This window comes from Flavobacterium sp. HJSW_4 (assembly GCF_042436695.1).
Classification (GTDB): Bacteria; Bacteroidota; Bacteroidia; order Flavobacteriales; family Flavobacteriaceae; genus Flavobacterium.
Genome location: NZ_JBHNPP010000007.1, coordinates 1 through 23,821, shown reverse-complemented (window position 1 = coordinate 23,821; position 23,821 = coordinate 1). Strand labels below are relative to the sequence as shown.

General features: G+C 33.9%; 20 protein-coding genes. 10 read left to right on the top strand and 10 right to left on the bottom strand.

The window, feature by feature from the left end:
* Window positions 1–47: 47 nt before the first annotated feature.
* The 4 genes from ACE01P_RS08455 to ACE01P_RS08440 all read right to left on the bottom strand — a co-directional run bounded on the left by ACE01P_RS08455 (window position 48) and on the right by ACE01P_RS08440 (window position 5,800).
* Window positions 48–1,028 (bottom strand): acyl transferase, encoded by a 981-nt coding sequence (locus ACE01P_RS08455; RefSeq protein ID WP_379696700.1) that lies wholly within the window; start codon window positions 1,026–1,028, stop codon window positions 48–50.
* Between the two features lie 142 nt (window positions 1,029–1,170).
* Window positions 1,171–1,509, bottom strand: coding sequence for a T9SS type A sorting domain-containing protein (locus tag ACE01P_RS08450; protein ID WP_379696194.1), 339 nt, complete (start codon window positions 1,507–1,509; stop codon window positions 1,171–1,173).
* A 107-nt stretch (window positions 1,510–1,616) separates the two neighbouring features.
* Window positions 1,617–2,798, bottom strand: a complete 1,182-nt coding sequence (locus tag ACE01P_RS08445; RefSeq protein ID WP_379696192.1) for a hypothetical protein — start codon at window positions 2,796–2,798, stop codon at window positions 1,617–1,619.
* Window positions 2,799–3,043: 245 nt separating this feature from the next.
* A complete protein-coding gene (locus ACE01P_RS08440; protein WP_379696190.1) occupies window positions 3,044–5,800 on the bottom strand; it encodes a TonB-dependent receptor domain-containing protein in 2,757 nt (918 codons plus the stop codon).
* Between the two features lie 243 nt (window positions 5,801–6,043).
* Here ACE01P_RS08440 and ACE01P_RS08435 point away from each other — a divergent pair, with 243 nt between their 5' ends.
* The 3 genes from ACE01P_RS08435 (at window position 6,044) to ACE01P_RS08425 (ending at window position 9,504) form a co-directional block, all read left to right on the top strand.
* On the top strand, window positions 6,044–6,727 hold the full coding sequence (locus tag ACE01P_RS08435) for a response regulator transcription factor (protein WP_008465097.1): 684 nt from the start codon (window positions 6,044–6,046) through the stop codon (window positions 6,725–6,727).
* Window positions 6,728–6,944: 217 nt separating this feature from the next.
* On the top strand, window positions 6,945–8,024 hold the full coding sequence (locus ACE01P_RS08430; protein WP_379696187.1) for a sensor histidine kinase: 1,080 nt from the start codon (window positions 6,945–6,947) through the stop codon (window positions 8,022–8,024).
* Between the two features lie 169 nt (window positions 8,025–8,193).
* Window positions 8,194–9,504, top strand: a complete 1,311-nt coding sequence (locus ACE01P_RS08425; RefSeq protein ID WP_379696185.1) for a porin — start codon at window positions 8,194–8,196, stop codon at window positions 9,502–9,504.
* Window positions 9,505–9,655: 151 nt separating this feature from the next.
* On the opposite strand, the gene ACE01P_RS08420 is transcribed toward ACE01P_RS08425, so the two are convergent.
* From ACE01P_RS08420 to ACE01P_RS08410, 3 genes are all read right to left on the bottom strand, one after another.
* Entirely contained in the window at window positions 9,656–10,735 is a 1,080-nt protein-coding gene (locus tag ACE01P_RS08420) for a glycosyltransferase (protein ID WP_379696183.1), read from the bottom strand.
* A 296-nt stretch (window positions 10,736–11,031) separates the two neighbouring features.
* Window positions 11,032–11,607, bottom strand: a complete 576-nt coding sequence (locus ACE01P_RS08415) for a hypothetical protein (RefSeq protein ID WP_379696181.1) — start codon at window positions 11,605–11,607, stop codon at window positions 11,032–11,034.
* Between the two features lie 63 nt (window positions 11,608–11,670).
* Window positions 11,671–15,105 (bottom strand): hypothetical protein, encoded by a 3,435-nt coding sequence (locus tag ACE01P_RS08410; protein ID WP_379696179.1) that lies wholly within the window; start codon window positions 15,103–15,105, stop codon window positions 11,671–11,673.
* A 185-nt stretch (window positions 15,106–15,290) separates the two neighbouring features.
* Here ACE01P_RS08410 and ACE01P_RS08405 point away from each other — a divergent pair, with 185 nt between their 5' ends.
* Both ACE01P_RS08405 and ACE01P_RS08400 read left to right on the top strand, forming a co-directional pair.
* Window positions 15,291–16,349, top strand: a complete 1,059-nt coding sequence (locus tag ACE01P_RS08405) for a helix-turn-helix domain-containing protein (RefSeq protein ID WP_379696177.1) — start codon at window positions 15,291–15,293, stop codon at window positions 16,347–16,349.
* 115 nt (window positions 16,350–16,464) lie between these two features.
* Window positions 16,465–16,788, top strand: a complete 324-nt coding sequence (locus tag ACE01P_RS08400) for a hypothetical protein (RefSeq protein ID WP_379696175.1) — start codon at window positions 16,465–16,467, stop codon at window positions 16,786–16,788.
* A 426-nt stretch (window positions 16,789–17,214) separates the two neighbouring features.
* Here the strand turns inward: ACE01P_RS08400 and ACE01P_RS08395 are convergent, their stop codons facing one another.
* Complete coding sequence (locus ACE01P_RS08395) at window positions 17,215–18,474, bottom strand: aspartate kinase (protein ID WP_379696173.1); 1,260 nt, start codon at window positions 18,472–18,474, stop codon at window positions 17,215–17,217.
* 130 nt (window positions 18,475–18,604) lie between these two features.
* Complete coding sequence (locus ACE01P_RS08390) at window positions 18,605–19,093, bottom strand: GNAT family N-acetyltransferase (protein WP_379696171.1); 489 nt, start codon at window positions 19,091–19,093, stop codon at window positions 18,605–18,607.
* A 171-nt stretch (window positions 19,094–19,264) separates the two neighbouring features.
* Here ACE01P_RS08390 and fbp point away from each other — a divergent pair, with 171 nt between their 5' ends.
* Window positions 19,265–20,272: a class 1 fructose-bisphosphatase gene (fbp, locus tag ACE01P_RS08385; protein WP_379696169.1), complete on the top strand. Its 1,008-nt coding sequence runs from the start codon at window positions 19,265–19,267 to the stop codon at window positions 20,270–20,272.
* A gap of 154 nt (window positions 20,273–20,426) precedes the next feature.
* Here the strand turns inward: fbp and ACE01P_RS08380 are convergent, their stop codons facing one another.
* Window positions 20,427–20,858: a TerB family tellurite resistance protein gene (locus ACE01P_RS08380; protein WP_379696167.1), complete on the bottom strand. Its 432-nt coding sequence runs from the start codon at window positions 20,856–20,858 to the stop codon at window positions 20,427–20,429.
* 166 nt (window positions 20,859–21,024) lie between these two features.
* Here ACE01P_RS08380 and ACE01P_RS08375 point away from each other — a divergent pair, with 166 nt between their 5' ends.
* From ACE01P_RS08375 to ACE01P_RS08360, 4 genes are all read left to right on the top strand, one after another.
* A complete protein-coding gene (locus ACE01P_RS08375) occupies window positions 21,025–21,618 on the top strand; it encodes a HupE/UreJ family protein (protein ID WP_057115093.1) in 594 nt (197 codons plus the stop codon).
* 6 nt (window positions 21,619–21,624) lie between these two features.
* The gene (locus tag ACE01P_RS08370) at window positions 21,625–22,056 is read left to right on the top strand and encodes a dCMP deaminase family protein (protein WP_095928260.1); all 432 of its coding nucleotides are present in this window, start codon (window positions 21,625–21,627) and stop codon (window positions 22,054–22,056) included.
* The gene (locus ACE01P_RS08365; RefSeq protein WP_379696164.1) at window positions 22,056–23,633 is read left to right on the top strand and encodes a S41 family peptidase; all 1,578 of its coding nucleotides are present in this window, start codon (window positions 22,056–22,058) and stop codon (window positions 23,631–23,633) included. Before ACE01P_RS08370 ends, ACE01P_RS08365 begins: the two co-directional genes overlap by 1 nt.
* 16 nt (window positions 23,634–23,649) lie before the next feature.
* The coding region (locus tag ACE01P_RS08360; RefSeq protein ID WP_379696697.1) for a nuclear transport factor 2 family protein at window positions 23,650–23,821 on the top strand (172 nt) is incomplete at its 3' end.

Genomic DNA, 23,821 nt, shown 5'->3' with positions numbered 1-23,821 from the left:
AAATTGTGTAAATTCTTACGAATTAAAAGAAGGAACAATTTGTTTGACTAAAGAACCATCAAATTACAACCACGAATATCAGAGTTATCAAAACGCCCTAATACTTCAAAAGAGTTGTTAGAATATTTTTTGCCTAAATCCTGCGTAGCGATAAAAGAACACGAATTGATATTGGCTAAATCAATCACATTAATTCCGCCTGTTTTTCCGTCTTTCACGTAAGTGAGAGCATCTTCTGGATCACGTACTAAAATATGCATCCAAGAAGGGCATTCGAAAATACCATCGCCTAAAGAATACGCTTGCGCTAAAAGTTCGGTCATTCCGTATTCTGAATGAATAGATGAAACGCCAAAACCTTTGCATAAAATATCGTGCAATTCTTCACGAATCATTTCTTTGCGTTTTCCTTTCATTCCTCCGGTTTCCATGATAATGGTATTTTGAAGGTTGAATTGATGTTTTTCTATTAAATCTAATAAAGCGTAAGTGACACCGATTAAGATTACATTTTGGCCTGCTTCGTCGAGTTCAAGAAGCTTTTTGATTAAGTCGTCGTGATTGTGCAAATAAAACCCGCTTTCAGGCTGATTGGAGAGTTTTATTAAATCTTCTACCATGTAAATTAACGAAGAGCCTTCGCGTTCTAAATAAGACGGCAAAAGGGCTAAAACAACATAATCTTCGATATTGCCGTAAAACTGAGAAAATCCTTTGCGGTAGCTTTCTTCATATAAAGAAACATCGGTCACTAAATGTCTGCTGGTAATCATTCCGGTTGTACCGCTGCTGGTAAAAGTTACTTGTGCAGGATCTGTATTAGAAACTACATTGTGACTTTTGAAAAACTGAATGGGTAAAAAAGGAATTTGCTGCAGCGATTTTACCTGTTGCGGATTAACTTTTAAAAAATCACAAAAGTCGCGATAGACTTTGTTGTTCTCGTGCTGAAAACGAAACACTTTTAGTGCTATTTTTTCAAATTGTTTCTGACTTGAAATGGTAAAGATATCGCTGGCTGTGATCAAAACTTTTTTTTGCAAAGATATTTATTTTTTAGTTTTCAGTCGCAGTCTCAGTCACAGTTTTCAGTCACAGTTTTCAGCAAAATTTATAACTGAAAACTGTGACTGCGACTGAAAATTAAAAAAAGCTCCAAACGGAGCTTTTTTATCTTATAATGAGTTTTCGGGTTGCCGATGCATTTTGTTCGCTTATTTTGATGATGTAAACACCTGGCGGCAATTCTGAAACACTTAGCTCTCTTGAGACTAAATGTGCTTGCAAAACTTTTTTGCCTAAGATGTCAAACACAATAATTTCTTTCTCCAAATCGTTTTTAGATGATATATACACTTTTCCGTTTGTCACTGGGTTAGGATACAAGCTTAAACCCTCAATAGAAGTAGATTCCTGAGTTTTTGGTAATTGCTTGCCGTCTTGCGCTGAAACGCTTACAGTGAAGAAAAATGCCAATAAGAAAGTAATATAAAAGTAGTTTTTTGCCATCGCGTATATTTGATTACTGTAAATATACAAAAAAAAATACAAAAAGTACGCCAAAAAAAAACATCCTAAAGATTTAGGATGTTTTTAACATTATGTTTTTGAAGTGATTAGAAACCTACTGTCCATCCAGCAGCCCATGTTGGTTGAGCAACACCAGCTCCAGCTCCAGTTGCAGTAGCAGATTCTACTGATACAGCTGATACGTCAGCAGCAGTTCCGTCTGTTTTCTTTCCTTTAGTTTTTGCAGGTACATCAGCAACGTAAAGTACGTTTGTAACTTTTAAAGCTGATGGTACGAAAGCGATAGTTTCATCGTTTTCAACATCGATACCAGTTTTCCATCCGCTTAAAACTACGTTAGAAACTTGACCTTTAGTTCCTCTTCTGAATTTGATACCTTGGTTTTCAGTGTATACAGTTGCATCTGCAGCACTTCCAGGTCCAACAAGAGTCATGTTAGTGATTGTTGGGTTAGCGATTGGAGTATTAGCGTATCCTAATTCGAAGTTATCAGCTTCAATTCCTCTGTTTCCTTTTCCGAAAGCTAATTTACCATACCAGTTAGTGTTTGTTCCAGACCATCCTTCAGTCCAGTCAAATTGATCATCTTCGTTACCGATAGCAACTAAGTTAGAAGTATTTACAGTTCCACCGAAGAATTCGAATCCGTCATCAGAACCGTGGAAAGCTTGTACGTTTTCAACAACTGTACCTGAACCAACTCCGAAGAAAGAAAGTGCGTTGAATTCTTTTTCAGTGTTGAAAGCAGCTCCAGCGTATTCAATTCTTAAGAATTTAATTACTCCAGAATTATCGTTAGCTACAGTTCCACCGTAAGTTAAGTCAGCAACTTCAGATTGAGCTGTACTTGCACCACCAGTTACACGGTTGATTGGAGCTTTTCCACAGATTACTAATCCACCCCAGTCTCCAGGAGCTTTAGTAGCTAAACCAGATGTCATAACAACAGGTTTTGCAGCTGTACCGTTTACGTTGATTTTACCTCCTTGTGCAATTGCAATATAAGCAGATGTTCCTCCAACTCCTTGAATTACAGTTCCAGCAGGAATAGTAAGAGTAGCGCCAGAGTTAACTTGAATTTTTCCTGTTAGTTTGTAAGTTGTTCCTGCATCAAGAACTACTTCTCCGTCAGTGATTGTTCCTTTAAAATCATTTGCATTTACAACAAATGAAGATGTTGGTTTGTTGTCGTCACTTGATGAACAGCTTGTTAGTAAACCTGCAGATAAAGTAACAATTCCAATTAATTTTACAATTGAGTTTTTCATAATTGTGTTGATAATTTTGTGTTTAATTTCTTGAGGCAAAGATGGTTTAGAAATCCTTTTTAGATGTTAAGAAACCGTGATTGTTAGTTTAACAAAAACTTTATTTAATATTAAGAGAATGTTAGGTTTGTAAACTGAAAATAAACTGTTTTTACTAGCCTAGAACCCGCGCGGTTTTGCAATTATAGAAATAAAAAAAGGCCAGTTGTTAAACTGGCCTTTTTTCTATTATTGTTTAATATTGATTAGAAAGTGTAGTTAAGTTTGAAGCTTAATCCTAATCCTTTTTTGTATGATAAAACATTTACATCTCCAGAAGCATTTTCTTGTACTCTGTTGATTTTTGGATCAAGAATGTTTTTTACAACAAAATCTAATCCTAAGTTTTTGTTCAATTTAGATTTAGCAATAAAGTCTAATGAACCAAAAGCTTTGTCAACTAAGTCACCTCTTCCGTTTGTTCCGATAGCGTTGATACGGTCTGAGAAATAAGAATATGCAACAGTTGTGTTTAAACTTTTATCGTTTTCCCATTCAGCTAAGTAAGAAAGGTCAGCATTTAATAATAAATCTGAAGCTCCAGTAAATTGGCTTTTTTTGTTAGTGAAAACAACTTGGTAATCTGTCTCTCTGTCTACTTTATCTGAGTTTAACTCTTGGCTTGTATGTAAGTAAGATGCGTTAATACCAGCAGATAATTTTTTAGTGTTTACATCGTCAAAAGTGAAAAGCGTTTTGCGGTATTCTACTTCAGCTCCAGCTACATATCCGTAATCTCCAGTGTTGATGTAAGAGATATCATTTGAAGAAGAAGCAATTGTAACTTCGTTCATTGGGTTAACAATATATTTTCCAAAAGCTGTAAACGAAATTAACTCATCGCTTTTTGGGAACATTTCCCATTTAAGATCTAAGTTATAATCATCAGATTCGTATAAGTAAGGGTTACCCACTTTTACTTGCAAAACTTCTTCGTAAACAAATAAAGCTCTTTCTTTAAATTGAGGCAATGTGTATGTTTTGCTGAAACCAAAACGTAAATTTTGTTTTTCGTTCAATTCATATTTCATTGTTAAGCTTGGCAAGAAGGCAAATTTGCTTAATTCGTCACTTCCAACATCTCCTAATTGAGTATTCCAATCTACATTTTGAACAATAGATTCAGCACGTAAACCTAAAACTCCTGTGAATTTTGAATTGAATTTGTATTCTGTGTTCAAGTAACCTCCAAAGATTGTTTGTTTACCATCGTAAGTTTGAGGATCTAAAGCATTTGATACTTGAGAGTTTCCTCTAAAAGTAGAAATGTTGAAATATCCGCTATTTAAGTTCGCTTCGTTGTAAAACAAATCTAAGTTGTTCGGGTCAACAATTGTGTTTGTGTAACCTGGCTGAGATAAGAAGTTGAACTGAGAAGCTTCAAAGTTTCTGTTTTTAATTCTTCCGCTTGCTCCTAATGTGAATTTTCCTTTGTACTCATCATCAGAATTTTTGTTGAATTTATAGTCTACAGAAAGATTTCCTGCTAACTCATCTTCTTTAAGTTTTTGGAAATATCTGTGGTTATCTGGTCTAGAGATAGAAGATAATACATAACCAGCAGCTTCATTTCTAAAAGTATTTTGAGCTCTGTCTGGCATAGAACCATCAATGATGTTGTAAGATGCTCCCCAGTTTAATTTAGATCTGTCGCTTAATTTGTGATCTCCAAGTAATTGGTTGATCCAAAGACTATTTTTCTCGTAGTTAAAACGACGAATTAAACCGTTTCCGTTGTTAGCAAGATCGACAATGTATCCTGCATATTCTTCTTTAGATTGAGATGAAGTATTGATGTATACTGTATTAAAACTTACTTTGTTGTCTGAATTAATTTTGTAACCAACATTCAATAAACCTGTAGAATTTGTTTGGTAACCCATGTCAGTGTAAGAGTAGAAATCTTTGTTTGCAACTCCTGCACCGTTTACACCACCTTTTGCTGTAGCGTTACGGATTGAATTGTATTCGTTGCTGAAATTAGCTGTAGCGAAGAAGCTTAATTTTCCTCCGTCACCAACATTGAAAGATTTTCCTCCAGAAATTCCTATCGAACCAGCAAACGGATTTTTACCATCCATTTGTAAAGTGTTGTAGTTGTATTGAGTAAGAGGGCTGTTTGGAATTGATGGATTGCTGAAACCAAAACTGTTGATTCCTCTTTGTAATTTAAAATCTTTTTCAGCCAATGCATTTGTGTTTACATTAGAACCCATTTCGATTTTAAAATATCCGTTTCCTTTGTAATCTTTAGAAATGATGTCTACGTTACCTCCAGCAAAATCTCCGTATAATTTACTGCTGTAAACTTTGTCAATAGAAACATATTCTAAAATATCTGTAGAGAAAATTTCAAGATTGATGTTTTTCTTTTCAGGATCGTTTGAAGGAATTGGCAATCCGTTCATTGTTGTAGAATTGTAACGGTCACCTAAACCTCTTACGAAAATGTTTCCAGTACCTTCTTGTTTTGTAATACCAGTAGTTTTAGAAACCGCAGCTGCAACATCACTAACTCCTTTTCGAGAAAGTTCTTGTGCACCGATAGATTGTTTAATATCTACAGCATTTTTTTGTTCTAAAAGTAAAGCAGATTCTTTTTGCTTGCTTCCAGTTGAAGCTTGAACTACTACATCTTTAAGAGTATAACTTCCTGCTGAAAGCCCTTGATTAACTGTTACAGTTTCATTTGCTTTTACAGCCACAGGAGCTTCTACAGATTCATATCCTAAAAAACTAAAAATTAAAGTATAGTTTCCAGGATTTACGCTTAAGGAATATTTTCCATCTACGTCGGTATTTACGCTAATATTTGTACCTTTAACTAAAACATTAGCAAATGGTAGCGATGCGTTGTTCATATCTTTATCAGTTAGAACCCCAGAAATCGTACCTTTGTTTTGCGCGATCGAAATCGTACAGATAAATAATGCAATAAAGAGAAATCTTAAATTGAATTTCATTTTTTTTCAGTGTTGTGTTTGTGTCTTAATATTTTTGTGCAAAGAAAGAACCGCTCTGTGAAGTCCATGTTACCGACTTGTTATGTTTTTGTGTTGTTAAGATTATCAAATTGTTACGAGATTAAATTACGGTTAACACCATTTTTTAAAGGTTCTTTTGTTAGTATATTTACCCTGTGAAATAAGAAATATCGAATGTTTAATGAAGAAGTTTCGATATAAAAATCTCAATTTTTGCTATTTATGAAAAAAACACAAACTAAGATTTTATTAGTTGACGACGAACCAGATATCTTAGAAATCGTTGGCTATAACCTTGCTCAGGAAGGCTACCAGATTGTTACAGCTTCTAACGGAAAAGATGCTATAGCAAAAGCACAGAAAGAGCTGCCAGAATTAATCATTATGGACGTGATGATGGCAGAAATGGACGGAATGGAGGCTTGCGAGCATATTAGAAAAATTCCAGAATTAAATAATGTTATCATAACATTCCTTACAGCAAGAAGTGAAGATTATTCTCAAGTAGCTGGTTTTGACGCTGGTGCAGACGACTACATTACAAAGCCAATTAAACCGAAATTGTTGGTCTCAAAAGTAAAGGCTTTGTTAAGAAGGTTAAAAGAACAAGAAGTTGTTACAGATACTTTAAACGTAGGCGGAATCGAGATTAACCGTGAGGAATACAAAATCATAAAAGGTAATGTAGAAATTGCTTTACCAAGAAAAGAATTCGAATTATTTTATCTATTAGCTTCAAAACCAGGTAAAGTTTTTAAAAGAGACGAAATCTTGGATAAAGTTTGGGGTAATGAAGTTGTGGTTGGAGGAAGAACAATCGACGTTCACATCAGAAAACTTCGTGAGAAAATTGGCGAAGACCTTTTCAAAACAATAAAAGGAGTAGGTTATAAATTTGAAGTTTAATAACTCCCTATAAAATTGAACCATATAAGTGATATAAGTTCATTTAATTATGGTTTGCTTTCAAAATAAAAAGCTCATTTTTGTCAAAGTTTTAACTTTGATAAAGATGGGCTTTTCAAAGTTATTATTTGTTCCTAAAAAGAGTTAGTTTTGAATGAACTTATATCACTTATATGGTGAGAAAAAGTTTTAATGGTTTATTATTTTAAATATTTCAATGAAAATCAATTTTAAAAAAACATACAAATTTGCTATTAAATCGGCATTGTATATCAGTCTATTTGCAACAGCATTTGTGCTCATGCTCATGTCTTTGTTCTACAAAAACCAATTAAAACATCAAGTAGCATTTGGAATAATTTTCATTATTGTCATATATATATTCTCTTTCTTGGTTTTACAATACCGTGTAGAACGTTTTATTTATAGAAGAGTAAAGAAAATTTACGATGAGGTTTCGTTATTAGAATCGACAACACTTATCAATCAACCGATTAATACGGATATGGAAACACTTTCGCGTGAAGTGAAAAAGTTTGCGACCGATAAAAAACTCGAAATCGAAATGCTCGAAATTCGAGAACAATATAGAAGAGAGTTTTTAGGAAACGTTTCGCACGAATTAAAAACGCCTTTATTTACCGTTCAAGGTTACGTTTCTACTTTGCTAGATGGCGCAATGGATGATAAAAATATTAGAAAAAAATATTTAAAACGTGCCGAAAAAGGAGTAGAGCGTCTTATATATATCGTAGAAGATTTGGATATGATTACCAAATTAGAATCAGGCGATTTAGATTTGAATATGACTGATTTTGATGTTGTTGAATTAATTCAGAATGTTTTTGAACTGCTGGAAATGAAGGCAGACAAAAAGAAAATCAAGTTAGCTTTTGAAAGCAAAAATGTTCAGTCGGTTATCATTAGAGGAGATCAAGATAGAATTCAGCAAGTGCTGGAAAATCTAATTGTAAACTCTATCAAATACGGAAAAGAAGGTGGTTTGACAGAAGTTGGTGTTGTCAACTTAACGAAGAAAAAAGTCTTAATTCGTATTAGTGATAATGGAGAAGGGGTTGAAAAACAAAACATTCCGAGACTTTTTGAGCGTTTTTATAGAGTAGATAAAAGCGGAACAAGATCTGAAGGCGGTTCTGGTTTAGGATTGGCAATTGTGAAGCATATTATTGAAGCTCATAAAGAGAAAGTTTACGTAGAAAGTGAGTTCGGAATTGGTTCTGAGTTCTCTTTTACACTTGAAAAAGCAAATAAATTGGCAAAAGCTGAGGTTAAATAAATGTAAGCTCGAATGAGTTAAAAGCCCTGAAACAGGGGGGTTTAACAATAAATCAACATACGGATTTTCGCCGTAACATTAAATTTTTATTATAGTAACATCTGGTTAATGATTTCTTAACATAGGTGCTCCATCTTTGCATCCTGAAATTAAGGGAATTATAGAACTAATGATAAAAAGAAAACTATTAGCGGTTTTATTACTGTTAACTTGCGCTGCCAATGCGCAAGAAACAAATAAGCAAGAGCTGAATAAACAGGATGTAAAAAACGAGGTAATGCGTATTTTAGATTCTATAAACAAAGCAAAGCTTCCGGATACCAAATCTGGAGGAGGTGTTGAAGAACATTGGTACGACAGAATCTCTTTGAGAGGTTATGCTCAAATCAGATACAACGGTTTGCTTTCTACAAATGATAAAGTTTCCTGCGAACAATGTGATAGATCTTGGGGAACAACTTCTACAGATCCAGATGCAAAAGCAAACAACGGACTTTTTATTCGTCGTGCTCGTTTAGTGTTTTCTGGGCAAGTTCACCCAAATGTATTTTTCTATTTTCAGCCAGATTTCGCGAGTTCGCCGTCAAGCGGAGTGAATAACTTCGTGCAGATTCGTGACTTGTATTTTGATCTTTCTTTCGATAAGAAAAAAGAATATCGCGTGCGTGTCGGACAAAGTAAAATTCCGTACGGATTTGAAAATATGCAGTCAAGTTCACAACGTTTAACTTTAGACCGTGCCGATGCAATTAACTCTTCAATTTTAAATGAGCGTGATTTAGGAATCTTCTTTTACTGGGCTCCAGCCGAAATTAGACAGCGTTTTGAAATGTTAGTGAAAGACGGTTACAAAGGCTCTGGAGATTTTGGGGTTTTTGCTTTAGGAGTTTACAACGGTCAGATTGCAAATAAGTTAGATGCAAATAGAGATTTAAATGTCGTGGCCAGAGTAACGTACCCTTTTGTTATTGGAAGCCAAATTATAGAACCTGGAATTCAAGCTTACACTGGTAAGTGGGCATTTACAGGAGAAGTTTCTCCAGGAGTTACTGTCAACGATCCACAATATGTAAAAGATCAGAGAGTTGGTGCGACTTTCGTTTTATATCCAAGACCATTCGGAATCCAAACGGAATACAACATTGGAACTGGACCTCGATACAATACACTTACCAATACAATCGACCAAACCGATTTGAACGGAGGTTATGTTTTGTTAAACTATAAATGGGATATCAAAAAACAGCACATTTATCCTTTCGCTAAATTCCAATATTATGATGGAGGGAAAAAATATGAGAAAGATGCTAGAAGCTATGTAGTTAGAGATTTCGAATTTGGTATTGAATGGCAGCCAATCAAAGCATTTGAATTTACAGCTGAATACGTAGTAGCCGACAGAACTTTTGAAGATAGCGTATTGCCAATAAACAGACAGCAAGGTAATGTACTTAGAATGCAAGTGCAGTTTAACTTCTAAAAATCAGGACGCGGATAAAACGGATTTTATCTATTATCTTTTCCTATAAAAAAACCTCCAGTTAAAGCTGGAGGTTTTTCATTTTTTATATAGGGGGATCAGTGTTTATCTGTGTTTTTTGCGAAAGCAAATCCATTTCATCCGTGTTCAATTATGCAGTTTTGTCTTCAAAAACTTTAAATAAAGAATCCCAGTCGATAGTATTTTCAAATTGAGATAATCCTTTAAATGATTTTACTTTTGATAAATCTTCAATGCTAAAGTCGTCTTGCATTGCATAAGGCACAAGATTTTCTTCCTGAAGTTTTATCGCCAAATATTCTTGTTCATACTGACCTGGAGTCGGAATAAAAAAGGCTTTTTTACCCAATTTTGCTAAATCCATTACAGTCGTATAGCCAGAACGGCACAACACAAATTCACTTTCGTTAAAAGTTTGTTCCAACTGTTTAGAATTCATGAAATTATAATAGGTAACATTTCCAGCCTGCCATTTTTCTTGAGATTTTTCTACAATTCCTTGTACAAAAACTACTTTTCCAGGATATTTTGCTGCTTCTTTCTGCAGTTTTTCATCCAAGAAAGTACGTTGCGGTTCAGGTCCAGATAATATAATCATCAAATCATATATTTTCGGAGTGTCCTTTTTCTTCATGCGACTCAACGGACCGATATACTTTAAGTTTAGTTCATTCGATTTTAAATGACCTAAATCTCCCGTCAAGTTTGTTTTTTCATTTGAATCAGGAACCCAGCATTCATTGTATTTTTTAATGAAATACTGATGACATTTACTCGTAAACCAAGTTGTGTTTCCTGTCATTACGTTCAATTGGTGCGTAATAAAAACAGAAGGCACTTTCCTGCTGAAAACTCCCAATCTATTGTCTGAGATTATACCATCAATGCCATGTTTTTTAATCCAATGATTGATCATTTTTTTCTCATCCAAAACGGCAGTAATCATTTTAGGAAGATTTTTAATCAGCTTCCATTTAAAGTTTTTACCATTCTTTGCATATTCAATATGGTAAGAAGGCAACTCTAAAGTTTGTATATAAGGAAATTCTTTTCGCAATAAAGCCAAAGCAACTCCATCAGAAGCAATAATCGGAATATAATTATTCTCTTGAAGCGCCTTGATAATAGGAATGCATCTAGTTGCATGCCCAAGTCCCCAATTTAATGGTGCAATTAAAATAGTTTTGTTAGCAGAATAATCAATGCTCATTTTTAACACGTTTTAAAAACGAAGATAGAGAAATATGTTTTTTATGCTATTTCGAGGGCATTACTAAATTATTAACTCTATATTTAAAGAATTGCTAGGAAATTCGAGGGGTGTTTCGAAAATAGTTTCGTTTTACTAAATAAGATTACCTCTATGTTAAGCGATTTTTGATTTTTATACAAAACAATTTGTAGGTTTAATTGGGATAATAAAAAAAACCGAACAAAAGTTCGGTTAATTTATTGATCTCAGTATCTTAGAAACTCAGCATCTTAGTAGCTTAGAATCTCAGAACCTTAATCCTGAATATACGTTTTATTACCATTTTTATTAATATAGTACTTACCGCCTCTTGGTCCAGTATATACTTTTTTACCATTGTATTCTCCAGTAACTTTGTCTGGTACAGAAGGTGCTTTTTCGTTAGTTTCTTTTAAAGTTTTAGTAGCCGATTTTTTTGCAGAAGTGGCATCTTTCTTAGCAGCGTCAGCTTTTGCAGTCGATTTTTTAGCATCGGCTTTAGCTTTATCAGCAGAGCTTTTCGCTTTGTCGGCTGTACTTTTTGCTTTGTCAGATTCTACAGTAGCTTTTTTTGCATCAGCTTTAGCTTTAGCAGCTTCTTTGTCGGCAGTCTTTTTTGCAGCGTCAGCAGATTCTTTCTTTGCTTTAGACGAAGCAGCCTTTGCGTCATCTGCTGCTTTTTTAGATTTTGTGGCTTCTTTTTTGGCATCAGCCGAAGCTTTGTCTGCAGTAGTTTTGGCTTTTTTTGCAGAAGCTTCTGTTTTACTTTTCGTAGTTTTTGCAGTTGTTTCTTGTGCGTAAAAATTAGAAGAGAAAACAACCATCAAACAGAACAATACTAATTTTTTCATAGGGTTAAATATTTAAATTTCAATTAAAATTAAACAATTTATTGTCACCTTTTTCGCAACCCATTAAAAATATGCACGAAGCTGAACGTTTCCTGTATGAATGGTAGATCCTGTCTCGCTTTTACGTCCTTGGTAATTTAAATTAACATCCAAAAAAGACGTAAGGTTCTTCTGCAGAAGCACTTTCCAAACCAGATTTGATCCTGCTTGAAGTCCTTCCAACATCTGAAAACCTACCGATGAAAATTCATTTCCATTAAATTTATTCTGGTAAAAAGAAAATTCTCCATTTACGGTTACTTTCTTTTCGCCCGCATAAGAAAAAGAAGTTCCAAGTCTACTTTGGTCTAAAGTTTCAAAATTTCCAATTTGGTTTTTCTTATTTTGAAGCTCATAAAAGAAATCCAATTTGGTGTTTTTAGAAAATAAATAACTCACTTTTGGCGCCAATTGCCAACCTTGAATGTCATAATTTTTCTCAACAAAGTCTTTAGAAACCAAATCGGTTTTTATGGTTTTGGTAAACAAATTAAACAGCCAGCTTTTTTGGTATAAATGTGTGTATTGAATTTGATGCGAATAATTCTGTACGTTTTGCGACCCGATGGAAAGCAGACTTTTGCCTTTGTTTACCAAATAAGAATAGGTAACAGAATGTTTTTGCTTGCCTCGATTGTAAAATAAACTGTTTCTAAAACTCGAATTCAAACCTAAAATATTTTCCTCAGACGAATCAAACGGATTCAATTCTAGTTTCTCGCCTTCGCTTTTCACCTTTCGATCCATTATAAAAGAGGTCTGATTGTAAAAATATGAAAGGAGTTTTTTGAAGCCTTTTTCATTTTGCCATTGCAGCGGATTCAAAGTCAAAGATTGCGAAAACTTATTTTGGTTGGTTTTAATGTAAACCTGATTCGGCAAAAAGACTCTGACATATCGCGCCTGATCTTGGTAAACTGCAACTTCAAATTCTTCCAATTCCTGAATTCCGTTTCCGTTATAATCATTCCAAGTGTAAACTCCTTGTCCCGTCGGAACTTCAACATAGGTAAATTCTTGTTGCGCAATAGTTCCAGAACTGGTTTCGTAAGCAGTTCCAATCTGCATAAATTGATTGAAAAAACGATCGTTATATAGAATTCTCGAATTTAAAGAAGGTTCGTTTTGTCTCAATTTATCCGTAAAATCTAAATTTCGATAACTTGCATAAACGGCTAAATCTGTCTTTTTGGTTTGAATTAATTTTGACCTTAAATAATAGGTCTGCGAATTATTGACGTGCTGTAATAATCCGTTTTGCAAACTATCATTGCGCCTTTGCAGAAAACCAACTTCCACAAAAACTTTGGTGCTGTCGCCGCGTCCAGTAAATACACCATATTCTGTAAATCTTTGGCTTAAAGCCGAAAACTGATTAGTAACTTTATCCTTTTCTTGGTTATTTTCTAGTTGCATACTCCCGCCAACCCAGTTTTTGCCAAAATGATATTTGGTTCTGGTTTGGTTTCTAATGAATTTTGAAGTCGAAGCCGTCGCATCAGAATTCAAGAAACTTCCGCTGTTTTCAATTGTCCAATTTTTCAGTTTGAATAACGCATTTGTGGTATGTCGCACACCTGTATAGCTTTCGCTAAAATCTAATTTTTCAAATTGATAAGTGAATAAACCAATATTTGAGGTTTTATTTTTCGAAAACAAATCAAAATTTAAACCCGTTACCAAAAGGCTTTGATTGCCCAAAAGAGTTCCCGTTAAATTCCAATCGCGATTAAACTCAATATTATACAAACGTTCAACCGATTTAAAATCCTGTTGTACATATTGATAATTCGCGAAAGCGTCTAAACTCCAATCTCTAGAAAAAAGACGTTTTTTAAGATTGGTTTTAAAAGCAACTCCTTCATTATTAGAATCATTAATGTCAGAAAATAAGTTCTGGTCATTATTGCTGACAGCCAATTCAAAGTCAACCAATGTTTTTTCATTCGGATTATATTTTCCTAAAAATGTTGCCACTTGAAGTTTCATCGGCGCAACCAACTGAACAATAGGTTCGTAATTTCCTTGCAAAACACCATTTACAGGTTCTACATATTGATAAATACGCTCAACAGAATTATTATTTTGAATGATATAATTTCCACCATTTGCGCCAACTTGACTAAATCTTACATTGTACAAAACATCAGCCGAATTATTCGAATATTCGTAGGCTTCAACGGAATTGACGAGTATTTTTCTATACAAAATTTTATTCTCAGCGTAAGTATCTTCGTAGGCTGAAGGCGCTTTCATCAAATTCACATCATCGCCTGCCTGGCTTAAAATCTGAACTTGCTCTGGAGAAAGATTTTGTTGCAAAGGCTGATTTTTCATATCATTTTCAGAATACAAATAACCGCCAAAACTCCAATTTTTATTCTCATGCGTTGCACCCGCGTAAGTAACCAATCGGTTATAATTTCGTTCAGAATATTGGTATTCGACATTAATACGCATTTCAGAAGTAATCGTAAAAAGCGATGTAAAAACAATTTCTCCTGCATTGTAGTCAATCACATAATCGTTGTTTTCGCCACGTTTTAGCAAAACACCATTTACGTAAACACGTTCTGAACCCGAAATCACGAGAACGTACAATTCGCCATTTTGGCCTTTCAATTTGTACGGACCTTGATTTCCTTCCTGACCTGTAAAAGTACTTTTAGCATATTGTCCTTTTACAAAAGCAACCGAAGCAAAAACATTGGTTTTACTTTCTTCTGTATCAAAATCAAAGTTTGCAGAAAGTCCCTGAACCTTTTTATTGAAGCCTAAAAATTGGGTTTTCCTATTTTCTAAAAAGACGTCGCCGGCGCGAATGTTCCAGTCATCGCTGAAAAGTTCAATAAAAATATTATCAAACTGATCGAGTTTCTGCGAATACCCGCCGTCTTGCAACGGAATATTATTATCCTGAAGCGAAGCTCTCAAACTTACTTTGTCTGAAAGTTTTCCTGTAATCTGTAAATCCAAATTAGAGTTTAAAACCGTACTCTGATTATTACCAACCGTAACGCCTCTAGTAATGCTTCCAGAAGTTTCAAGACCATCAAAAGGAGTTACTTTTTTTGCATTTGAAGTATTGTCTATTCTGTAGAGTTTATCTGTTCCGACATCGCCGCTAACAATTTGCTCCGATTTATAAAGGCTATATTCTTTGGTTAAGAAGTCAGGATAATTAAGATAATTAACGATTAAAGTATCTGAAGCCGATTGGAATTTTTCATTTAAAAGCAAATATCCTTTTTGAAAATCGACCTTATAAAAAGTCGAATCAATTGGCTCGTTTTTAGTGTTCAGAATTTGAAAAAATCCAGAGTTGATGGACATTTTTTCAAGGTGAATAGTATCTTTTGAAACAATTACTTTTTTGGTTTTGTACAGCGATTCGGTATCCTGAGCCTGAAGCGCAGAAAACCAGAAGAAAACCGTTAAAAACAGTAATTTTTTCAACATAAATACTTTAACTCTAAAAAGTCAAAAGTAGTATTTATAATCAAGAAATTGCGAGGCTTTTATTTATTGGAAAAGGAAGCACTTTTCGGCTTTTTAAATTGAAGAATAAAAAATAATTGCAGAAAAATTCTCATAATTAGCCAATCTTTTTTTTAGCTTTGTTTAGTGTTTAACTAACTTAAATTATGGATACTAGCAAAGAACTTTTATTCTTTTTTAGTGCTTTGGGAGCTTTCAACGGAATTATTCTCGGAGTTTATTTCTTCTTTTTTACGAAGAAAAAATATTTGACGAATTATTTTCTGGGCGCACTTTTGTTTGCGTTAAGCATCCGAATTGCAAAATCTGTATTTGTTTATTTCCATCCCGAACTTCCAAAAATGTATCTCCAATTCGGACTTACAGCTTGCTTTTTTATTGGACCTTGTTTGTATTATTTCGTAAAATCGGCCGTCGATGAAGTTCATATAATGCCAAAATCATGGAAATTTATCTTAGCATTTTGGGGAACTTTAATTGTAGCGATTGGCATTTTATATCCGTATGAAATCTATCCAAAACTTTGGAGAGGTTATTTAATAAGAATCATTTACTTCCAATGGTTTGTTTACATTGCATTTGCGGGTTATGAACTTCGTGCAGTTTTGAAAAAAATCTTGAATAGAAAAGAAAAAACTACGCCTTCTGAAATGTGGTTCGGAATGCTGTTTTTGGGTAATTTTCTTTTATTCCTATTTTATTTTTTGGCGATTTTGGGAGCTCCTGCGGCAACTTATATTAGCGGAGCAGTGGTTTTTTCATTCATTTTATACTTAGGAATTTCGATTCTTTTGTACCGAAAAAAAACAGATGATTTGTTTTTATTGAATGGAAAGATTTCAAATAAAAAAATAGATTCGGGAGAAGCGGCAATCTGGTTGGAAAAACTAGAGAATGTTATGTTTGAAAAGAGTCTGTATAAAAATCCAAACCTGACGCTTCAAGATTTGTCTCAGGAGATTAATATTTCGAGTCATCAATTGTCGCAGTTTTTGAATAATAATTTAGGAAAGAATTTTACCAGTTTTGTAAACGAATTTAGAATCAACGAAGCTTGTAAAATTATCACTTCTACCAATAAATTGACTTTAGAATCTATTGGCTACGATGTTGGTTTTAATTCTAAATCAACCTTTTTTGCGGCATTTAAAAAACACACAGGAACGACACCTCTTAGTTACCAAATTCAAGCTTTGCAGTCTTAAAGTAGAGTATGAATTTATAAATCAGTACTCCTGATTTCACTTTCTAAAACCTTATTGACAGATTTTCAGATGACTTTTGTTTCAAATAAAGTCAAACCGCTAATCTTAAAAGTTTATGAAATTTAGTATTGTAGTTGCCATTTCTATTTACTGTCTGATTTCTTCATCAATCGAAGTAAAGGCACAATCTGTAAAAAATAATCGAGATAAATCCTATGTTGAAGAGGATAAACTAATTGGAAAAATAACATGGTCTAATCAGGATTCGATAGCCAAGGAGAAAGATCAGAATCAGTTAAAAGTAGTTGTTAAATGCGAACCTTCATTAGTAAAATGTGGCACAAACGAAACGGTTGCCGAAGGAAAAGTTGCAATCAATAACATTGCAAAAAAAAATGAAAACGATATTACAGACAAGCCGGCATGTAAGGGCAACTAAATTCTGTTTTTTCATTTTAATAATCCTGCTAATTTTTTCTTCTTTTCAGTTGTGTATAAGTTATAAGAATTGCAACTGTAGATAAAAAAGGACCTATGACCAATCTAAAATCAGAATAAGAAATCTCTTTTAGGTCTTTGGTAAGCAACGGACTTAAAGATATACTGATGTATAATAAACCAAGGATAATAAAAACAAGTAAAAAGCTTTTCCTGCTCATTTTAAGTTATAATTAGTAGATGAAAAAATGTAATTCGTTGACAATTAATTTGTCTTGAAATACTTTTTTCAAAAAAATGAAGAGTAAATGTAAGCAAAAAATAAATTGGTTACAGAAAATTCTTTCGAAATAAAAAAGGCTTCACTAATATGTGAAGCCTTTTTCAATAATGTTTGAATTAGATAATTACCTTTTATGGAGCAATATTAGATTAATTCTTTAGTTACAATCTGCATGGTTTCGCGGCTAACTTGTTTCAATAAAACTTCTTTGTTAGCTTCAACAGTTTGCGCTGCCTCTTCTGTAAAGTGACGGATTGTATATAAGGTTACATTTTCGCTGTATTCTACTTTGAATTTTTTAGAAAGAATAGCGTTCAATTCTGGGAAATTTCCAAATTTATCTTCCACGCAAACAGAGAAACTAATTGCAGAGTTCTGAATTAAGTTTACTTTGATTTTAAATTCGTGGAATAATCCGAAAATCTCACTGATGTTTTCTTCCATAATGAAAGAGAAATCAATAGAAGAAAGCGAAATTAAAAGCTGTTCTCTTTTTACGATAAAACATGGATATTGTGGTTCTAAGTCAACACCTTTAGAAACGCAAGTTCCTTTTAATAAAGGATTCACAAATGATTTTACGTATAAAGGAATTTCTTTTTTCTGTAAAGGTTGTAATGTTTTTGGGTGAATAACCGTTGCGCCATAAAATGCCAATTCGATTGCTTCACGATATGAAATTTGGTTTAACAAACTCGCATTTTCAAAATAACGTGGATCCGCATTCATAACTCCAGGAACGTCTTTCCAGATTGTTACGCTTTCTGCATTTAAGCAGTAAGCGAAAATTCCAGCAGTATAATCAGAACCTTCACGGCCAAGAGTTGTTGTAAAGTTGTTTTCGTCAGCACCTAAGAAACCTTGCGTGATATTCAATTGTTTTCTAGGTACATTTTTACTGATGTTTTGCTGAGTCGTTTCCCAATCAACTTCTGCATCTCTGTAGTTTGCATTGGTTTTAATGAAGTTACGAACATCAAGCCATTGCGTTTGAATTCCCATGAAATTCATAAAATGACTTAAAATATTAGTCGAAATCAATTCACCAAAACTTACCACTTGGTCGTAAACGAAGTTGTAATTTGGAGATTTATTGTGCGCTAAGAAATATTCCAATTCAGCAAACTGTTCATTTACAGCTGTAAAAACTGCATGTTTCTCATCTTCAAATAAATCTAATAAGATTTGATTATGGTATTTTTTGATTTCCTGAACAGAAGAATTCAGTTCTGTCGATTTTTCAAAGTAATTCTTGATTACAACTTCAAGAGCATTTGTTGTTTTTCCCATAGCCGAAACTACAAGAATTACGTCTTCGTAACCTACTTTTTGCAAAACGTCGTATACGTTTTTAATTCCATCTGCATCTTTTACTGATGCTCCTCCAAATTTAAATACTCTCATTTTTTAATTTATAGATTTTTGATTTTAGATTTCAGATTGGGGCGAAATCTTAATTAATTTATTTTTTTTCTACCACTAATTCCACGAATTAATTTGTGTGAATTTGTGTAATTCGTGGCAAACTATTTTTTTACAATTTATCTAAGAATGCATTAACACCTGCTTCATCCATTTGAACTACTCTCCATTCATCAAGAACTTTTGCGCCCGAACTTTCGTAGAATTTTACTGCGGGTGTGTTCCAATCCAAAACATTCCATTCTACTCTTCTGACATTATCTCTTTTTCCTTGTTTCATGATTTCAGAATAAAGAGCAGAACCTAAACCAGTGCCGCGCATTTTTTCTTTTACAATCAAATCTTCAAGATGAATTGTTTTTCCTTTCCAGGTAGAATAGCGATAATAATATAACGCAATTCCAACAATTTCTTTTTGTTTTTCCTCGTTTTCAATCTCTGCGACAAAAACGTGAAATAATGGTTTTTCACCAAAACCGTCACGTATCAAATCTTCCTCTGTTATGACAACCGCATCAGGTTCTTTTTCGAATATTGCCAGCTCCTGAATAAGCCCTAACACCGATTTCATGTCTTCAGGATTTCCTTTTCTAATATTCATATATTCCTATTTTTAACTATTTAATATCTAAAAAAGCTTCGTTTTATGAGTCGCTTTTTGAAGATTATTAGCAAATATACAATAGTAACAAACTAACAAAATAATTTTTAAATCATTCTCACAAAATAGACGATATTTGTGACTTAAAAATAAAACTATAACGATTTAGCAATGGAAGAACGCAATAAAACACTGGGAGAGTTTATTATTGAGCACCAAAAAGCATTTCAGTATTCGTCGGGAGAACTTTCCCGAATTATTAACTCGATACGTTTGGCAGCAAAGGTTGTCAATCATAAAGTTAATCAAGCAGGTTTAGTAGACATTATTGGCGCCGCTGGCGAACAGAATGTTCAAGGAGAAGACCAGCAAAAATTAGATGTCTATGCAAACGAAGTATTTATCCAGACGTTAATAAACCGTGAGATTGTCTGTGGTATTGCTTCTGAAGAAAACGACGATTTTATTACAGTTCAGGGGAGCGACAACTGTCATAATAATAAGTACGTGATCTTAATGGATCCGCTTGACGGATCTTCAAACATTGATGTAAATGTTTCTGTGGGAACTATTTTTTCTGTTTTCAGAAGAATTACTCCAATAGGAACTCCGGTAACTAGCGAGGATTTTTTACAACCGGGAATCAATCAAGTTGCAGCAGGCTATGTAATTTATGGAACTTCAACAATGCTTGTCTATACTACTGGACATGGGGTGAATGGTTTTACACTAAATCCTGCGATCGGTACATTTTACCTTTCGCACCCAAACATGAAATTTCCAAAAAATGGAAATATTTACTCGGTAAACGAGGGGAATTATGTTCATTTTCCGCAGGGCGTAAAAAATTACATCAAATACTGCCAGCGTGAAGAAGAAGACAGACCATACACTTCGAGATACATCGGAAGTTTGGTAGCCGATTTTCATCGAAATATGATTAAAGGCGGAGTTTACATTTATCCGACAAGTTCAAAAGCACCAAAAGGAAAATTACGTTTGTTATACGAATGTAATCCAATGGCGTTTTTAGCAGAACAAGCGGGAGGAAAAGCAACAGATGGTTTTGGTCGAATTATGGAAATCCAGCCGACCGAACTTCATCAAAGAGTGCCTTTTTTCTGTGGAAGTTATAATATGGTAGAAAAAGCAGAGGAATTTATGGCTGAAGCTAATTAAAGTTTACAGTCGCAGTCTCAGTTTTTAGTCCAAACTTTAAAAAAGAAACCCGACAAGTTTTGAAAAACTTGTCGGGTTTATAATTTTAACGCGAGTTTTAATTTTTTTTTCGGCATCAAATAAACTGTAAACTGAGACCGAAAACTGAAAACTATTATTTGTGCATATGTTGCATTTCGTAAATAAAAGTATCGGCATCAACTTTTTTATCAACCAATGATAAAGCTTTTGCAATAATGTAATCTACGTTGCTTGGCGTAAATCCAAGTGCAACACTTATCTTTTTTAGAAGCACTTCTTGTTTGTCTTCTAGATGATGATCAACATGGACCATTCGAGTTAGGTCATACAGACGCTCTAAACGTTGAACATACGAATACGGCGGATTAATAGGATACTTTAAAGGATCGCTAAGAATTTCTTCGTACTCAGACTCTGTAATTTCTAAACGAGCAGCCAATTTGTCTAAGAAGTTTTTTTCTTCTGGATAAACAACTCCGTCAGCTAACGCTACACGAACGATAGCAGAGAAGTGTCCTTTGTTTCTTTGTTTGAATTCGCTATCAAATAATTCTGAAAATGACATAATTATAGTATTTGTGTTAAACAAAGATATATTTTATTTTAATTTAACAATTTTAAAGTTCTCATAAATTTAACTTCTTGACTTGTTGTTTTAAGAAATGACATCACTTATTCTTCAAAATAAATCGTAAGTTTACAACCCCTAATTATTTAATTGCAATATACCTATGTCACAATTTTGGATTTATTTTCAAATAGGATTAAAACACGTTTTAGATATCAATGCTTACGATCACGTTCTTTTTTTAATCGCCTTAACTGTTCCGTATTTATTTAAAGACTGGAAAAGAATTTTCTTGTTGGTTTCTCTTTTTACAATTGGCCATACTTTGGCTTTGATTTTGTCTGTTTACGGCATTATTGCCATAAAAGTGAATATTGTAGAATTCCTGATTCCGATTACAATTCTTGTAACCGCTCTTTATCATTTGTTTACAGCAGGAAAGACTTCAAAAAATGATGGCGTAAATCTGGTATTTTTCATAACTTTATTCTTTGGAATTATTCATGGACTAGGTTTTTCTAATTATTTCAAAACAATTTTAGGAGGTTCTGCAACCTCAAAATTGTTGCCTTTAGGAGAATTTGCCTTAGGAATTGAAGCTGCACAATTAGTAGTAGTTTTTGTTGTTCTGGTAATTTCATATATAGTGCAGACGGTTTTCCGTTTTTCAAAACGCGACTGGGCACTTGTAATGTCGGCTTTTATTATTGGAGTTGTAATTCCGATGATTATTGAAAGCCCAATTTGGAACAGATAAATTTAAATGGAAGTAAAAAAGCTGAATAAATACGATAAAGCATATCTGCGAATTGCAAAAGAGTGGAGCCTGCTTTCTTACTGTAAACGTAAACAAGTTGGTGCAATTATTGTAAAAGACAGAATGATCATTTCTGATGGTTACAACGGTACACCATCTGGTTTCGAAAATTGCTGTGAAGACGAAGACGGATTAACACGTTGGGATGTTTTGCACGCTGAAGCGAATGCCATCCTGAAAGTAGCCAGATCTACTCAGTCTTGTGAAGGCGCAACGTTGTATATCACGCTTTCGCCTTGTAAAGAATGCAGCAAATTAATACATCAGTCAGGAATAAAAAGAGTGGTGTATAAAGATGGATATCGTGATGATTCAGGAATTCAATTTTTAATAAAAGCAGGCATAGAAGTAGAACATATTCCTGTTTTAGAAGAGTAATGAAATTTAATCCAAAATATTTGCCAATAGTAATAGGAGCGACTTTTGCTCTTGGAACAATTGCGGGAAGCCTTATGAATGCTCCTGCAAGTGACCAGCTTTTGGCTAAAAATTACTCAAAAACCAAACTTAACAAACTCATTGATTTTATCAATACAGAATATGTTGATAGCGTCAATACCGATTCGATTGTAAATCTTACGGTCGATAATATTCTTTCCAAATTAGATCCGCATTCTGTTTATATTCCGCCAAGCGAACAGGCTGAGGTTGCCGAAAGTATGAAAGGTGATTTCGTCGGAATCGGAATCAATTTCTACATGTATAAAGATTCGGTTGCGATTATAAAACCAGTTGAAAATGGCCCTTCAGCAAAAGCTGGAATAAAATCTGGCGATCGAATTTTATTCGCAGGAAAAACTAAATTGTACGGTAGAAAACTGCCTTCTGATAGTTTGTTTTCTAAATTAAAAGGTCTCCAAGGTTCAGAAATAGAATTGACTGTTTTTAGAAAATCAGAACAAAAGAAACTGAAGTTTAAAGTAAAACGAGATGTTATTCCAATTAAGAGTGTTGATGCTTCTTTATTAGTTGGAGATAATGTAGGTTATATCAAAATAAATCGTTTTGCAGAAACTACTTTCAACGAATTCAAAACAGGTTTAACGAGATTAAAACAAAAAGGAATTCAATCGCTTGTAATCGACCTTCGTGATAATGGCGGTGGTTATATGGAAGAGGCAATTGCCATTGCCGATGAGTTTTTGAAAGATAAACAATTAATCGTTTTCACGAAAAGCAAAAACGGTTCTACAGAAAAAACATACGCGACAAAAGCAGGAAGTTTTGAAACTGGGAAAGTTTATGTCTTAATTAATGAAAACAGCGCTTCTGCGAGTGAAATCTTAGCGGGAGCAATTCAAGATAATGACCGTGGAACTATCGTTGGACGTCGTTCTTTCGGAAAAGGTCTAGTTCAAAGAGAAATGGATTTTAATGACGGATCTGCAGTAAGATTAACTGTAGCGCGTTATTATACTCCGACAGGAAGATCAATTCAAAAGCCTTATAAAAAAGGAAATGAAGCCTATTTTAAAGAATCCGAATCTAGAATTGCAACAGGAGAATTATACGCAAAAGACAGCATAAAAGTAGCTGATTCGTTAAAATTCAAAACACCAAAAGGTAAAATTGTTTATGGCGGTGGAGGAATCGTTCCTGATGTTTTTGTTCCGATGGAAGCAGAGCACGGAAATGAAAATGTTGGATATTTGCTGCAAACAGGTATTGTTGGTCATTTTGTTTTTGAAGAATTAGACAAAAATAGAAATGCTTTTGCAGGAGATAGTTTTGCTGCATTTTTAGCTAAAATGAAAACTTCAGACGCGTATTTCAAAAAATTCAAGAATTATATCTTGATGACAGGTTTGGATTTGAAATTGGATAAAACGAAAGCGCTTGTAAATCGTTATATCACAGCTGAATTTGCCCGACAGTTGTATGGAGAATTGTATTATTATGATGTAATCTTAAAAGAAGATGCGATGATAAAAACAATTCTGACTCCGAAGAAATAACTTCAATCTTTATATCATGAAAATAGAAACCGTTGTTAATGCAGAAATCGAACTTCTAACTGCCATTAAAAAATCGGATGTTTTGGCTTTGGATACCATCCTTCATGATGATCTATTGTTCAACATGCCCGACGGACAAACGATAACCAAAGAGTTTGATTTGCAAGTGTACCGTTCTGGGAGGATGA

Coding starts and splice junctions, on each gene's coding strand:
- ACE01P_RS08450 (WP_379696194.1), bottom strand. CDS start 1,509: ATGGCAAAAAACTACTTTTATATTACTTTCTTATTGGCATTTTTCTTC.
- ACE01P_RS08445 (WP_379696192.1), bottom strand. CDS start 2,798: ATGAAAAACTCAATTGTAAAATTAATTGGAATTGTTACTTTATCTGCA.
- ACE01P_RS08440 (WP_379696190.1), bottom strand. CDS start 5,800: ATGAAATTCAATTTAAGATTTCTCTTTATTGCATTATTTATCTGTACG.
- ACE01P_RS08435 (WP_008465097.1), top strand. CDS start 6,044: ATGAAAAAAACACAAACTAAGATTTTATTAGTTGACGACGAACCAGAT.
- ACE01P_RS08430 (WP_379696187.1), top strand. CDS start 6,945: ATGAAAATCAATTTTAAAAAAACATACAAATTTGCTATTAAATCGGCA.
- ACE01P_RS08425 (WP_379696185.1), top strand. CDS start 8,194: ATGATAAAAAGAAAACTATTAGCGGTTTTATTACTGTTAACTTGCGCT.
- ACE01P_RS08420 (WP_379696183.1), bottom strand. CDS start 10,735: ATGAGCATTGATTATTCTGCTAACAAAACTATTTTAATTGCACCATTA.
- ACE01P_RS08415 (WP_379696181.1), bottom strand. CDS start 11,607: ATGAAAAAATTAGTATTGTTCTGTTTGATGGTTGTTTTCTCTTCTAAT.
- ACE01P_RS08410 (WP_379696179.1), bottom strand. CDS start 15,105: ATGTTGAAAAAATTACTGTTTTTAACGGTTTTCTTCTGGTTTTCTGCG.
- ACE01P_RS08405 (WP_379696177.1), top strand. CDS start 15,291: ATGGATACTAGCAAAGAACTTTTATTCTTTTTTAGTGCTTTGGGAGCT.
- ACE01P_RS08400 (WP_379696175.1), top strand. CDS start 16,465: ATGAAATTTAGTATTGTAGTTGCCATTTCTATTTACTGTCTGATTTCT.
- ACE01P_RS08395 (WP_379696173.1), bottom strand. CDS start 18,474: ATGAGAGTATTTAAATTTGGAGGAGCATCAGTAAAAGATGCAGATGGA.
- ACE01P_RS08390 (WP_379696171.1), bottom strand. CDS start 19,093: ATGAATATTAGAAAAGGAAATCCTGAAGACATGAAATCGGTGTTAGGG.
- fbp (WP_379696169.1), top strand. CDS start 19,265: ATGGAAGAACGCAATAAAACACTGGGAGAGTTTATTATTGAGCACCAA.
- ACE01P_RS08380 (WP_379696167.1), bottom strand. CDS start 20,858: ATGTCATTTTCAGAATTATTTGATAGCGAATTCAAACAAAGAAACAAA.
- ACE01P_RS08375 (WP_057115093.1), top strand. CDS start 21,025: ATGTCACAATTTTGGATTTATTTTCAAATAGGATTAAAACACGTTTTA.
- ACE01P_RS08370 (WP_095928260.1), top strand. CDS start 21,625: ATGGAAGTAAAAAAGCTGAATAAATACGATAAAGCATATCTGCGAATT.
- ACE01P_RS08365 (WP_379696164.1), top strand. CDS start 22,056: ATGAAATTTAATCCAAAATATTTGCCAATAGTAATAGGAGCGACTTTT.